Source organism: Catenulispora yoronensis (genome assembly GCF_039531695.1).
GTDB lineage: Bacteria > Actinomycetota > Actinomycetes > Streptomycetales > Catenulisporaceae > Catenulispora > Catenulispora yoronensis.
Genome location: NZ_BAAAQN010000015.1, coordinates 115974 through 129866, shown reverse-complemented (window position 1 = coordinate 129866; position 13893 = coordinate 115974). Strand labels below are relative to the sequence as shown.

Sequence of the window (13893 nt, the reverse complement as noted above, 5' to 3'; positions counted from 1 at the left end):
CCGACGAGCCTGCGTGCTGGCGTGCCTGCGCGCCGACGAGCCTGCGTGCCCGCGCCCGCGTCCTAGCCGATCGTCCAGTGCTGCAAGGCGCTGTTCGCATCCGCCTGCTGGGTCACCAGCGCGTTGTTCGCGGTCGAGGCGGTGGTCAGCAGCAAGCCGCTGTTCACCGACGCGATCGTGTACCCGCCCCCGGACAGCGGGGTCACCTTCCAGTGCTGATTCGCCGTTCCGGCGCACGTCCACTGGATCACCGCCGCACCGGCCGCCGTCGAGCTCCCGGTGACGTCCGCGCACAGGTTCGACGCGCCGTTCACCAGCTGGTACGACCCGTCGGACTGCTCGCTGAACGTCCACTGCTGGTTGGCGCCGCCGTGCAGGCCCCAGGTGATGAGCTGGGTGCCGGTGGCCGTGGAGCTCCCCGGATCGTCCAGCGCCTGCCCGCCGGCCGCGACGGTGTGGACGCCGTTCAGCGACGGCGCCGAGTCGTGGAAGACCTCGAACTCGTACAGCGAGTATCCATACGTGGATCCGCGCGCCGTCCCGTACATCCGGACGTAGCGGCCGGAGGCGTTCGGGAAGGTGAGCGTCTCCGTCCCGCCGGTGCCGTTCGTCCGGGTGTACACCGTCGTCCAGGTGCTGCCGTCGGCCGAGACCTGGATCTGGTAGTTCTTCCCGTACGCCGCCTCCCAGGCCAGCACCACGCGGTTCACCGTCTGCGTCGAGCCCAGGTCGACCTGGAGCCACGTCGGGTCGAGGTACTGGCTCGACCAGCGCGTGGCCAGGTCGCCGTCGGTGGCGTCGGCCGCCGGGAAACTCGACGTCTCCACGCTGGAAGCGGTCGTCGGCTTGCCCTGCGCGAGGTCGCCGGGGATGACGGCTGCCGGCCACAGCGGGTTGTGGCCGACAGCGTCCATGATCGGCACGAACGCCGCGTACGTCGGCACCAGCTTCGGCGTGTTCCACGTCATCTGCGCCAGGTCCCGCAGCGGGTACTTGATCCCGGCGGCGGTCTGGTCCTCGGTCTCCGCGCCCGGGTTGTCGCACCAGACGTGGATCAGCGACCCGAGGTTCTTGGTCCCGTCCGTAATGGTGTTCGAGCCTTGGAAGAGGTCGGGGTTCCAGGATTCGTACATCCACGTCGTGTCCGGCTTGGCACCGCCGTAGACGTAGTACGTCGGCGTCCACGACTCGTTCGCCACAGTGTGCCCGGCGGCGATGAGCTGCTGCGGTGTGAGCCCGTAGTTGTACCAGTACTCGACGACGATGTCCGCGTTCACCGCGATGGTGCCGTCGCCGGACTTGATGCCGTCGTTCCACATCCGCATCGTCTTGCCGTGCGCCCGCACGATGCCGTCGGCCCAGTTCACGAAGCCGTAGTAGGTGTCCTTCGCCGTCGCGTTGGCGCCGTAGTTCTGCTGGGCATACGTGAGCAGCTGCGGATACGCGCTGTAGTTCGTGACGTACTCGTCGGCTCCCAGATGCCAGTACGGACTACTGGTGAACAAGGGTTCGTATTCGGTGATCAGATCGCTGATCAGCGTGCGCGCCCCGGGAATCGTCAGGTCGATGAAGCTGCCGCTGGCCGCGCCGGTGTTGTCCTTCAGCCGGTAGTCGTGCCCGGCCGCCAGCTCCGCGGACAGGACCGCGTCCAGGTGCCCCGGCATGTCGATCTCCGGAACCACGATGACGTGGTACTGGTTGCCCAGCGCGATGATGTTCGCGATGTCCTGCTTGGAGTAGTGCTGCGCCGAGGTGATCTCCGGATGCGTGCTGCTCTCCAGCCGGAATCCGTAGGTGTCCGACAGGTGCAGGTGCAGGTAGTTCAGCTTCAGGTAGGACATGTCGCGGATCTGGTTCTCGACGAACGGCACGTCGAAGAACCGCCGCCCGGTGTCGAGCATCAGCCCGCGCTCGGACTTGGCGGGCGAGTCGGTCGCGGTGCCGGCCGCGATCGTCGGGCTCTGGTGGAGCAGTTGCAGCACGCTGCGGGTGCCCCAGAACTCGCCGGTCGTGGTGCTGCCCTGGATCGAGATGCTGCTGCCGACGGTCATCGTGTAGCCCTCGGACGGCTGGGACCCGCCGAGAGTGAGGGCGACGTCGCCGGGCCCGGCCGTGCCCTGCGCGACCGCGACCGTGCGGCCTTCGAGGGCCGACAGGTCGGCGGCGAAGGTGTTCGCGTCGCCTTGCAGCTGCGACGCGTACGCCGGGTTGATGACGACGCGGCTGCCGGTGCCCCAGGTGAAGGAGCCGGATCCGGCCGACCACGTGCGCACGGCGGGGATGGTCTGCGGAGGGCCGGCGGCGGCGTGCGCGGTGGGGGCCGCGGCGCCGACGGCGACGGGGACGGCGGCGGCGACCAAGGCCGCCGCCGGGAGGATTCGGAGGGATCGCATGGACCTGCCCGGTTCGCTAGACGATTGATTGCTCGGTACGCCGGAACCCCCAGGAACCGATCACCTGGGAGCGCCGAGGGAGCAGTGCATGGTTTTGTGCGAACGTTGCGTGGTCTAGACCGCTGGAGCGCGCTAGTGCGCAGTATTGAGCAGGGATCAGTCGATGGCAAGGCTCTGGGCGAACTCGGACAAGAAGACCGCCACCGGGCCCGGATCGGTGAGGACCGCGAGGTGGTGCGCGGGCAGGCGGCTCGTGAGCCAGCCCAGGGAGGCGGCCTGGTCGGCCTGGTCCTGGTAGGTCTCGCTCAGCTGGAGGTAGGCGCACGGGACGTCCGGCCACGTCGGCGTGGCCGGTGCCGGCTCCTGGAAGTACGCGAGCGCGACCGGGTGCAGCTCGGCGAGGAAGACCTCGCGCTGCGCCTCGTCCGGGATCAGCGAGGCGAGGGTCTCCGGCGGGAACCACTCGTTCCACGGCGGGACCAGGCCGTCGCGCGCCATGGCGGTGAGCGTGTCGGCGAACTCCGGCGGCGAGGTGTCGAAATCGCTGCGGCCGGGGCGGGGCAGCCGGGCGTCGACGAAGGCCGCGCCGAGCACCGGGCCGGCGCCCGAGCGGGCCACGGCCTCGGCTATCGCCGGGAGGTGGGCGCCGGCGCCGCTGTGGGCGGCCAGGACGATGCCCCCGCCGGGTTCGGCGGCGCCGGCGGCCACGGCCGCGTCGGCCTTGGCCACGACCGCCTCGGCGAACCGGGCGGCGTAGGGGCCGGGCCCGCCGGCCAGGCCCAGCAGGCTGGGGGTGCGGGCCTCGAAGCCGCCGGCGTTGAGCGCCTCGGCGACCGGGCGCCACGTCGAGGGGCCGACCAGCGGGCTGTGCACCAGGATCAGGAGCGGCGAGGGTGACGGCGAGGGTGACATGGGGTGATTGTGACCGGGCGGCGGCGTTTCAAGCGCCCTCCCGAGCGGCCCTTCAAGCGCCCCCCCTCAAGCGGCCCCTCAAGCGGCTCTGCGAGCGCCCCGGCAGGCGCCCTCCCGAGCCTGCCGCCCTTGTCGGACCGGCCGCGTAATCTCTAAACCATGCGTCCCTTGTCCGAACTCACCCGCACCGTCGCCCCGATCGAGGTCGTCAGCGACTACCAGCCCGCCGGCGACCAGCCCGCGGCCATCGCCGAGCTGGCCCGCCGGATCGAGGCCGGGGAGCAGGACGTGGTGCTGCTGGGCGCCACCGGTACCGGCAAGTCCGCCACCACCGCCTGGCTGATCGAGAAGCTCCAGCGCCCGACGCTGGTCATGGCGCCGAACAAGACGCTGGCCGCGCAGCTCGCCAACGAGTTCCGCGAGCTGCTGCCGAACAACGCCGTCGAGTACTTCGTCTCGTACTACGACTACTACCAGCCCGAGGCCTACGTCCCGCAGACCGACACCTACATCGAGAAGGACTCCTCGATCAACGAGGAGGTGGAGCGGCTGCGGCACTCCACCACCAACTCGCTGCTGACCCGGCGCGACGTGGTGGTGGTCTCGACCGTGTCCTGCATCTACGGCCTGGGCACGCCCGAGGAGTACCTCAAGAGCTCGGTGCGGATCCAGGTCGGCGAGGAGCACGACCGCGACCGGCTGCTGCGGCGCTTCGTCGACATGCAGTACGCGCGCAACGACGTGGCCTTCACCCGCGGCACGTTCCGGGTCCGGGGCGACACCGTCGAGATCTTCCCGGTCTACGAGGAGCACCCGGTCCGGATCGAGATGTTCGGCGACGAGGTCGAGCGGCTGATGACGCTGCACCCGGTCACCGGCGAGATCCTGACCGTCGACGAGGAGCTGCGGGTCTTCCCGGCCACGCACTACGTCGCCGGCTCGGACCGGATGGAGAAGGCCCTGGGCGGGATCGAGGCCGAGCTCGCCGACCGGCTGGCCGAGCTGGAGCGGCAGGGCAAGCTGCTGGAGGCCCAGCGGCTGCGCATGCGCACCACCTACGACCTGGAGATGATGCGCCAGGTCGGCTTCACCTCCGGCATCGAGAACTACTCCCGGCACATCGACGGCCGCGAGGCCGGCTCCCCGCCCTCGACCCTGATCGACTTCTTCCCCGAGGACTTCCTGCTGGTCATCGACGAGTCGCACGTCACCGTGCCGCAGATCGGCGCGATGCACGAGGGCGACGCCTCCCGCAAGCGCACCCTGGTCGAGCACGGCTTCCGCCTGCCCTCGGCGATCGACAACCGGCCGCTGCGCTGGGAGGAGTTCGAGGAGCGGATCGGGCAGACGGTGTACCTGTCGGCCACCCCGGGACCGTACGAGCTGGCCAAGCAGAAGGACGAGGCGTCGAAGACCCCGGTGGAGCAGATCATCCGCCCCACCGGCCTGGTCGACCCGCAGGTGGTCCTCAAGCCGACCCAGGGCCAGATCGACGACCTGGTGGCCGAGGTCCAGGCCCGGGCGGCGCGCAACGAGCGGGCCCTGGTGACCACCCTGACCAAGAAGATGGCCGAGGACCTCACCGACTACCTGCTGGAGCGCGGCGTCCGCACCCGGTACCTGCACTCCGAGGTCGACACCCTGCGCCGAGTGGAGCTGCTGCGCGAGCTGCGCATGGGCGAGTACGACGTCCTGGTCGGCATCAACCTGCTGCGCGAGGGCCTGGACCTGCCCGAGGTCACCCTGGTGGCGATCCTCGACGCGGACAAGGAGGGCTTCCTGCGCAGCGGGCGCTCGCTGATCCAGACCATCGGCCGCGCGGCCCGCAACGTCAACGGCGAAGTGCACATGTACGCCGACACGGTCACCCCCTCGATGCGGCTGGCGATCGACGAGACCAACCGCCGCCGGGAGAAGCAGCGGGCGTACAACGAGGCCCACGGCGTCGACCCGCAGCCGCTGCGCAAGCGCATCGCGGACATCACCGACCTGCTGGCCCGCGAGGACGCCGACACCGCCGAGCTGCTCGGCGGCTCGGGGCGGCAGCAGTCGCGGGGCAAGGCGCCGGTGCCGGGCGTGGCGTCGAAGGGCACAGTGCGGTCGCTGGACGTGGCGGGCAAGCCGGCCGGGGAGCTGATGGCCTTGATCGAGGACCTGTCGCAGCAGATGCACGCCGCGGCGGCGGAGTTGCAGTTCGAGCTGGCGGCGCGGTTCCGGGACGAGATCGGGGAGTTGAAGAAGGAGCTGCGGTCGATGCAGGCGGCGATGTAGCGGGGTGCTGGCAGCGGTGTAGGTGGGAGAGGCGGGAGAGCTGGTAGAGGTGCAGGTGGGGGGTCGGTCCCGGCGGCGCGGGTGATGTTGTGGAGCGGCTGGCCGGGGCATTCGTCGGAGCGGGGAATGCCCTGCTTTGCCGTTCCGGCGGCCCCGCCACGGTTGGAACGATCGTTCCCGGGCATGCGGAGGTTCCCGACGTGTCGGTCATGTCCACCGTCCCACCGGCGGAGTTACTGTGGAACCGAGGGAGCGGGAGCACCGCGATGACCAGGTTCGATCCGCACCGGATCCGTAGCGGCGACGAGCCGATGCATGCGCGCAGCCCGTTGCGCATGCGGCTGACCATGGCCTTGATCGGCCTGGCCAGCGCGATCGGCGGTGTCGTCTTCTTCCAGACGCAGCGGGCGACCGGCTGGGTCATCGGCTGCGGCGTCGTCGGCGTGCTGGCGTTCGTCGACGTGCTCGTCGTGGCGCGGCACATCCGTCAGGGTCCGCACTACCAGCCGGGGCGCGACATTCCGCCGTACCGGCCGGTCGAGGAGCCCGAGGACCTGCCGCCGTCCCGCGCGCCCCTGTCCCGGCGCACGCGGGAGCAGGTGTACCTGGCGATGATGGGGACGTGCCTGGTGCTGATCATCCTGGCGTGGACCGTCGTGCGGCTGTTCTCCCCGGGGCTGGCGGTGGCGATGAGCGTGGTGGCGGCCTTCATCCCGCCGTTCGCGGTGATGGTGGCGAACTCGCGGGGCCGGGACTGGTGAGAGCCTGGCGGTGGCGCGCACGCTTCCGTACGCTGGCCCCAGCGCCCGTACTGTAACGTGTTCTAGTTCCGTCCCAGCGTTCGGCGAGGAGCCTCCATGACCGCGGACCTGAAGCTCGGCCTCCAGCTCGGCTACTGGGCGTCGAAGCCGCCCGAGCACGACTGGGTGGCCCTGGCCCGCGAGGCCGAGGACCTGGGCTACGACTCGGTCTGGACCGCCGAGTCCTGGGGTTCCGACGTCTTCACCCCGCTGGCCTACCTCGCCGCCAGCACCACCCGCATCCGCCTGGGCACCGGCATCGCGCAGATGGCGGCCCGCACCCCCACCGCCACCGCGATGCACGCCATCACCCTGGACCACCTCTCCGGCGGCCGCGCGATCCTCGGCCTGGGCCTCAGCGGCCCCCAGGTCGTCGAGGGCTGGTACGGCCGCCCGTACCCCAAGCCCCTGGCCCGCACCCGCGAATACGTCGACGTCATCCGCAAGGTCCTGCGCCGCGAGACCGTGACCAACGACGGCGAGTACTACCCGCTCCCGTACCAGGGCCCGGACTCCCTCGGCCTCGGCAAGCCCCTGCGCACCAACCTCCGCCCCCTCCGCAAAGACCTCCCGATCTTCCTGGGCGCCGAGGGCCCGAAGAACGTCGCCCTCACCGCCGAGATCGCCGACGGCTGGCTCCCGCTCTACTACGTCCCGGACCGCCCCGAGGTCTACGCCGACCAGATCGCCCACGCCAAAGACGGCTTCGAGATCACGGCCATGGTCCACCTCGCCGTCACCGGCCCCACCCACGACGAGATCGAGCAAGCCCTCTGGCCGATCAAGGGCGCGCTCGGCTTCTACGTCGGCGGCATGGGCGCCAAGGGCGCGAACTTCCACAAGAACCTGATGGTCCGCATGGGCTACGAGGCCGAAGCCGACCAGATCCAGGAACTCTTCCTGGCAGGCAAGCGCGAGGAAGCCGTGATGGCCGTCCCGAGCAAGTTCGCCGACGAGATCTCGCTGGTGGGACCGCCGGAGCGGATCAAGGAGCGGCTGGCGGCGTGGCGGGAGTCTCCGGTGACGACACTTCTGGTGACGGCGAAGGAATCGGGGACGCTGCGTATGCTGGCGGAGTCGGTGCTTTAGGGGTTGGTGGCTTGCCTTCGGCGAGGAGGTCTTCTAGGGCGGCTGCGAAACGCCGGATTACGTGTGTACTGCGATTCTCTTTAGGAATTTCTGAGGCTATCTTCACCAGGTCGGAAACTTGGCTGTAGGCATCTTTTGGGACCAGGTCGGCATGGATTGCGGCAATCAGAATCCCGATGGCCATCGCGCTATATCTGTTTCTCTCCAGGATCTGCGGACTGAGATTGAGAAGCTGGCGATGAATGGCCAACAGATCTCTGATTGCGTCGCCGCTATTTGGAGAACTCAATGCGGCGACCGCAGCCAATAGCGCGTGAGCTGGCGTTGTCGCCGGTCGGCCGGGGAATCGGATCACGATGTTCGCGGTGCCGGGCAGCGCGGCCATGATCGGCTCGATGCCGTGCATGAGGATGTCTTCGGCTTTGGTCGCCGTGAAATTGGCCTTGCGAAGAATCCAGTCGGAGTCCTGGCTCGCGAACACGGCCAAGTCGTCAGAATCGATCGTGTAAGTCCAGCTGAGGTCCGGCGGCGGCGCCGAGACCGATCTGCCGGCGATGGAAATCCAGAGCTGGATATCGCGATCGATCCCAACGCGCGTTCTCGTGACCTCAAGAAGGCGGATCAGCCCGTTTCGTCCCTCAGTGGTGAGCTGACCCCGCCACAACAGTGTCGTGTTCCGCCATTCCGCGACCGGCGCCGTCGAATCGCCGAACAACCGGCTCGCGCTCATCCCGTCGCCGGCGACGGTCGCCAAGAGCGCGAGGTTCGCGCTCCAGTTGGCGTGGCGCTGAACCACGGTGATCGGGAGCGGCCGGTAGGCGGCGTACTCAGAGTTCGACCGCTCGTCGAACGACTCTGAGAACAGCTCGACCAACAGCTCGGTCACATCGGGGTCCGGAACCACCAGCTTCGTCAAGAACTCGATGATCGGGGTGCGCGCCGCCAGACACTCGAACGACAGCAGCGCATGAAGCAGTCCGTCGTCCACCTTCGTCGGCAACACCGACGAAGCCCGGTTCCGCGCCGCAGCGGTATGCGCGATCAGCTTGGCGACCAGCCGGGCGATCAGATACTCGCCGAAGGTCGCGTGCAGGAATTCGTAGGTCTGCGATATGACGCCGTCGCGCGTTGCCCTGGTGTCGTGGATGAAGAAGAAGCGGCCTACCGCCAACTGCCCCGCCGTCAGCGACTTCCGCATCCGGCGCTCGCCGCCGGCCGGCGATGCCATACGCAGTCCGGTCAGATCGGCCGTGACGTCCTCGTCGGTCGCCCATTGCGCTCGGCGGTTGAACATCGCGAACGCCACGACCGACAGATCGTTGAGTTCGCGTTCGATGGCGTCGTGTTCGGCCGGCCCCGGCCGCTCCTTCTCGACCTCCCGACGTGCGAAGTCGGTCAGCAGGGCTTCGTAGAGCGCGGCCTGATCGAAGTCCTGGTCGGCGGACCCCAGGGCGTTCGCCGAGGCGTCGTAGAGCGCGAGCATGAGCAGCATCAGCGGCTGCTCGGCCAACTGCTCGTGACGCAATGCCGCGTCAGCGGTCAGCGGACGCAGACCCCGCGACGCGAGGATCGCCTCATTGTGCTCGGCCCAGACGTCGAGCCACGCCTTGACCTGCCGATCGTCGAACGGCTCCAGGCACATCACCACCGAGTCGGCGGGGATGCGCGCCCGATCCGCGACCGCGATCCGGCTGGTGACGAGCACCGCCACCGCGCGACCTTGATCGCTCTCGCGCTCCTGGAACTTGCGGACGTTCTCCAGGAAGTCGGTCTGAGCGACGCCGGTCGCCTGCAGAAGTTCGTCGAACCCGTCGAGCAGCACGACCGGCATCGCCTCCGGAGCCGATCTGACCAGGTCGGGCCATCGCACAAGCTCCCCGGTGGCCTGCCGTACCGCCTCCTCGATCTGCGTCTGGAGGTCGGCGTTGGCGTCCACGCTCCGCAGCTCGACCCGGATCGGCAGGAACCGGTCGGCCGGCAGACGCGCCGCCAACACCCGCGTCAGCACCGACTTGCCCGAACCGGGGTGGCCCAGGACCAGCAGCGGATATCGCTGAGCGGGAACCGACACCAGGTAGGAGGCGAGATAGAGGTCCAGGTCGTCGCGGACCGGACAGTCCTTCCACCACAGCTCCTGGGCCGGATTCACAGAGGGATGCCAGCTCGTGGCCCGGAACCGGTGGTCGATGTATCCCTCGCCCAGCGTCGGCACATTGAGGTCGGACGCCTGGCTCTGAGTGATCGGCTTGTCCAGTACGGCACGATAGGCCAACGACAGAGCGCTGCGGATGTCCGGGGGAGTGGGCGGTGCGAGCCTTGCCAGCAGCGTCTCCAGCTGAGTCAGCCCACTACGAACCTCGCGAACCTCGTCCAAGGTCCGCGCGTGGGAGCTCAGGTTCAGCCAGATACCGAACTCCGCGCACTCCTCGGCCAGAGCCCGCAGACGCTCCTCATACCGGAGAACAGCCGACGTCGCGATAGAGCTGTGCAGCTCGCGGACCTGCTCCTGCTTGGCACTGCTCAATGCTTCGAACACGGCCAGGCCTTCGAGATGCAGTAGAAAAGTTGTCGTCCGCTGGGCGAAGAGGACATCGACGTTCGATGGTGCCCCCTGCCACAGGACGGCGCGGGTCAGGCCTAGAAACGAATCATCAGTAGGGTGGCTGCCGGTCACCACCATGACCTGTTCCCCGCCCGACGCCCCCAGATCCTCGATCCCGACCGCCCTGAGCTGCTCCTCGACGGCCTCGAAGAACGCCGTGATCACGACGATCCAGTGCGCGGCCGTCACCCGCTCGGTCCGTGTCAGGGCATTGAGTCCCGACAGTCGCCCCTTCAACCCCTTCAGTGCCTTGTCCGCGATCCGCACCGCCTCACTCTTCGCCTCGAAGAGATCCACCGCGCCGACCCCGGCCAGCACTCCCGACCCGGCCGTGTCCAGGAACGCGATCAGCTTGCTGTCCCCGCCGCCGAGCATCTTCACCGCGTCCGTATAACGCAAAGACCGCCGCACCCGACCATCATCCCGGGCGCGGCGGCCTCAAACCACCAGAATCAGTACTCTCAAGCACCAGGTATCAAGCGGGCTCGTGCTCGTGCTCAGGCCCGTGCGCGTGCTCACGAGTTCGGCGGGTCGGCGTCCTGGTCGGCCAGGAACCGCTCGAACTCCGCCGCCAGCTCGTCCGCGGTCGGCATCCGGCCGTCGTTGTCGCTGAGCAGGTTCTTGCGGCCCTCGGTCACGTTGAAGGCGTCGTACTGCCGCTCCAGCGCCCGCACCACGTCCTCCACCTCCGAGGACTCCTGCACCTGGCGGTCGATGTCCTCCGACGCCCGGCGGGCCGCGTCGCGCAGCTCGGTGTCCGGCAGCACCAGGCCGGTCGCCTCGGACACCGCGCGCAGCAGGCGGATGGCGGCCTGCGGGTAGAGCGAGGAGGCCAGGTAGTGCGGCACGTGGACGGCGAAGCCGGCGGCGTCGTAGCCCCACTCGCCCAGGCGGTACTCCAGCAGGCTGGCCGCGGAGCTGGGGACCTGGAGGCGGTCCAGGACCGGCTGGTCGGTGGTGTCCACCAGGTCGGGGTTGGTGGCGTGGGCGGTGATGCCCAGGGGGCGGGTGTGGGGGATGCCCATCGGGATGCCGTGCATGCCGACGGTGAGGCGCACGTCGAAGTGGTCGATCAGGGTGCGGATCGCGGCCGCGAACAGCTCCCATTCGCGGTCCGGCTCCAGGCCGTCCAGCAGCAGGAAGCTCTTGCCCGCCCCGTCGGTGAGCAGGTGCAGGTCCAGCGCCGGGTCCTCGTAGTGCTCGTAGTGGTCCTTGTCGAAGGTCATCGTGGGCCGGCGGCTGCGGTAGTCGATCAGCCGGTCCACGTCGAAGGAGGCCACCAGGCGGTGGTCGAACTGGTCCAGGAGGTGTTCGCCGGCCAGGCGGCCCGCGCCGCCGGCGTCCATGAACCCCTCCAACTGGTGCAGCAGGACCACGCCGGCCAGACCCGGGGTGCCGGGCGCCAGCTCGTACAGAGCTTTCGGATCCTTGCGCGCGACCACTGTGAAGCACCTCATCCGTCTAGTCGTGGCTGTCCGGCGGTTCTCGTCCAGCGTAACCATCAGCGGCGAACGGGTGTCGATCTATTCCGTTGTCCGTGAGTTTTGCCGCATAACAAACCGGTAGCGCGCCACCGGCCAGGACCGGTGGCGCGCCAGGGATTCCGGGGTCGTGCGGCGTCGATTCAGGACGCCGCGCGGCGGATCCGGCCTGCGTAGCGGGCCTCCAGGACGTCGTTGTGGACGTCGCCGCCGTCGATGTTCGCCGACAGGTACACCGGCGGCTCGACGCCGCGCTCGGCCAGCAGCCGCACCGCCTCGGCGATCATCGACTGCGCCAGGACGGTGTTGCCGACCGAGGAGATCCCGCAGACGTTCGCGCCCAGGGACGGCAGCGGCAGCACCGAGTCCCCGTACGGGGCGCCGTTGTCCAGCACCACGTCGGCGAAGTCCATGAGGCGCTTGCCGGAGGAGTGGCGCGAGGTGATCCGGGAGGTGTGCTGGACGGAAGTGATCGCGATCAGCTTGTGCCCCCGCGCCGTGACCAGCTCGGCCAGGTCGACGATCACGCCGTTGCCGCCGGAGTTCGAGCCGATCACGAACACGTCCTGCGGCTGCACCGGGGCGAGCTCGTAGATCCGCTGCGCCAGGCCCTCCAGGCGCTCGATCTTCGGGTCGTCCAGGAAGTCGACCGGCTCTCCGCCGAACAGGATCAGGTCGCGCAGCGCCAGCTTGTTGGTCGGCACGAAGCCGCCGGCGCGCCCGGACAGCTCCATGGCCAGCGCCTCGGAGTGGCCGGTGCCGAACGCCTGGAGCACGCCCTCGGCGGCGAGCGAGTCGGCGATCAGCGCCCCGGCGGCGGCCACCGCCGGCAGCTGGGTGGTCTCGACGTGCTCCAGGACCCGGCGGACCTCGGCCAGGTACCCGGTCGGTGAAAGCTCGGGCGGCAGGGACTCCATGTGCGGCACGTCTCCCCTCGAAAGGCCGGCGGCGGCGCGGCCCGCGCGGAACCCCGGGGCCGGCTGCGTCCGGTGTGGTCTGGACCACTGTGATCCGCGTCCCATGAAAGCAGATCCAGGGTTCATCCGTATGGCGGTTTGCAATACCCGTGCGACTCCTGGGATCATGGCTGGAACGGAGGGGAGTACTCCCCAATCGGACGGGTCGTCATCACGGAGTTCTCACCGGCTCCCGGCCCCCCAGCCTGAGCAGGTTCTTTCAGGCGGAGAAGACCTCCGGCGCTTGTGTGTACCTTGACAACGCCGGAGGAGTCCCGAGATGCATGTCACCCTTGCTGTTTGGATCGCGACGATCGCCGTGCTGGCCCTGGCCGTCGCCGCGGACCTGTGGCACGGCATCCGCTATCCGCACGCCATCAAGACCCGCGAAGCCGCGGTCTGGGTGTCCTGCATCGTGGCCGCGACCGTGCTGTTCGGCATCGGGCTCTGGTACTTCACCGGGCATCGCTACGGCGGCGAGTTCTTCGCCGGCTGGATCACCGAGTACAGCCTGAGCGTCGACAACCTGTTCGTCTTCGTCATCATCCTCACCAAGTTCAAGGTGCCGCGCGCCTATCAGTCCCAGGTCCTGCTCTGGGGCGTGATCATGGCGCTGGTGCTGCGCGGCGCGTTCATCGCCGCCGGCAGCGCGATCATCAGCAAGTTCAGCTGGGTCTTCTACCTCTTCGGCGCGTTCCTGATCTACACCGCCGTCAAGCTGGCCACCGGCCACGGCGGCGAGGAGGACTTCAAGGAGAACCGCCTGCTCAAGCGGGTGAAGAAGGCCGTGAAGACGACCGACGACTACGACGGCGCCCGGCTGGTCACGCACGTGGGCGGGCACCGGCGGTTCACCCCGATGCTGATCGTCATGGTCGCCATCGGGTCCACCGACCTGCTGTTCGCCCTGGACTCGATCCCGGCGATCTTCGGGCTCACCAAGGAGCCCTACATCGTCTTCACCGCCAACGCCTTCGCGCTGCTGGGGCTGCGGCAGCTGTACTTCCTGCTCGGCGCGCTGATGGACCGGCTGGTGCACCTGTCCTACGGGCTGTCGGTGATCCTGGGCTTCATCGGCCTGAAGATGCTGTTCGAGGCGCTGCACGGCTCGGGCGTGGAGCACATCGGGCCGATCACCGTCCCGACCATCGGCATCGCCGCCTCGCTGACCGTCATCATCGGGGTCCTGGCGATCACGACGGTCACCAGCCTGCTGAGTACGCGGCGCAACGGCGCGCCGGCCGAGGCGATCTCGGTCGAGACCGCGGCCGGTGACGAGGTCGCCGCCAGCAAGGCGTCGAAGCACGAGTAGCGCGGACAGTTCCAACAGCGCGCACAGTTTTAACAACGCACGCGGTTCCAACAGTGCGCACAGTCACTGACAGAAGA

At 68.8% G+C, this 13893-nt stretch carries 9 protein-coding genes; 4 read left to right on the top strand and 5 right to left on the bottom strand.

From position 1 onward, the window contains the following. Nucleotides 1–62: 62 nt before the first annotated feature. Together ABD481_RS15400 and ABD481_RS15395 are read right to left on the bottom strand one after the other, a co-directional pair. On the bottom strand, nucleotides 63–2393 hold the full coding sequence (locus tag ABD481_RS15400) for an RICIN domain-containing protein (RefSeq protein ID WP_344666323.1): 2331 nt from the start codon (nucleotides 2391–2393) through the stop codon (nucleotides 63–65). A gap of 156 nt (nucleotides 2394–2549) precedes the next feature. Then, nucleotides 2550–3305, bottom strand: a complete 756-nt coding sequence (locus ABD481_RS15395) for an alpha/beta fold hydrolase (protein WP_344666322.1) — start codon at nucleotides 3303–3305, stop codon at nucleotides 2550–2552. Between the two features lie 159 nt (nucleotides 3306–3464). Here ABD481_RS15395 and uvrB point away from each other — a divergent pair, with 159 nt between their 5' ends. The 3 genes from uvrB (at nucleotide 3465) to ABD481_RS15380 (ending at nucleotide 7465) form a co-directional block, all read left to right on the top strand. Further along, nucleotides 3465–5576 carry an excinuclease ABC subunit UvrB gene (uvrB, locus tag ABD481_RS15390; RefSeq protein WP_344666321.1) on the top strand — a complete coding sequence of 704 codons (2112 nt, stop codon included), beginning with the start codon at nucleotides 3465–3467 and terminating at the stop codon, nucleotides 5574–5576. 266 nt (nucleotides 5577–5842) lie between these two features. Continuing rightward, the gene (locus ABD481_RS15385; RefSeq protein ID WP_344666320.1) at nucleotides 5843–6337 is read left to right on the top strand and encodes a DUF6343 family protein; all 495 of its coding nucleotides are present in this window, start codon (nucleotides 5843–5845) and stop codon (nucleotides 6335–6337) included. Between the two features lie 108 nt (nucleotides 6338–6445). Continuing rightward, on the top strand, nucleotides 6446–7465 hold the full coding sequence (locus ABD481_RS15380) for an LLM class F420-dependent oxidoreductase (protein WP_344666363.1): 1020 nt from the start codon (nucleotides 6446–6448) through the stop codon (nucleotides 7463–7465). On the opposite strand, the gene ABD481_RS15375 is transcribed toward ABD481_RS15380, so the two are convergent. The 3 genes from ABD481_RS15375 to ABD481_RS15365 form a co-directional block, all read right to left on the bottom strand. Beyond that, nucleotides 7362–10478, bottom strand: a complete 3117-nt coding sequence (locus tag ABD481_RS15375) for an NACHT domain-containing protein (RefSeq protein WP_425559180.1) — start codon at nucleotides 10476–10478, stop codon at nucleotides 7362–7364. The two genes, ABD481_RS15380 and ABD481_RS15375, sit on opposite strands and share 104 nt — an antisense overlap. 104 nt (nucleotides 10479–10582) lie before the next feature. Further along, on the bottom strand, nucleotides 10583–11509 hold the full coding sequence (locus tag ABD481_RS15370) for a proteasome assembly chaperone family protein (protein ID WP_344666318.1): 927 nt from the start codon (nucleotides 11507–11509) through the stop codon (nucleotides 10583–10585). 182 nt (nucleotides 11510–11691) lie between these two features. Then, nucleotides 11692–12465, bottom strand: a complete 774-nt coding sequence (locus ABD481_RS15365) for a sugar isomerase domain-containing protein (RefSeq protein ID WP_344666317.1) — start codon at nucleotides 12463–12465, stop codon at nucleotides 11692–11694. Nucleotides 12466–12784: 319 nt separating this feature from the next. Here ABD481_RS15365 and ABD481_RS15360 point away from each other — a divergent pair, with 319 nt between their 5' ends. Further along, a complete protein-coding gene (locus tag ABD481_RS15360) occupies nucleotides 12785–13816 on the top strand; it encodes a TerC family protein (protein ID WP_344666316.1) in 1032 nt (343 codons plus the stop codon). The last annotated feature ends 77 nt before the right edge of the window (nucleotides 13817–13893 follow it).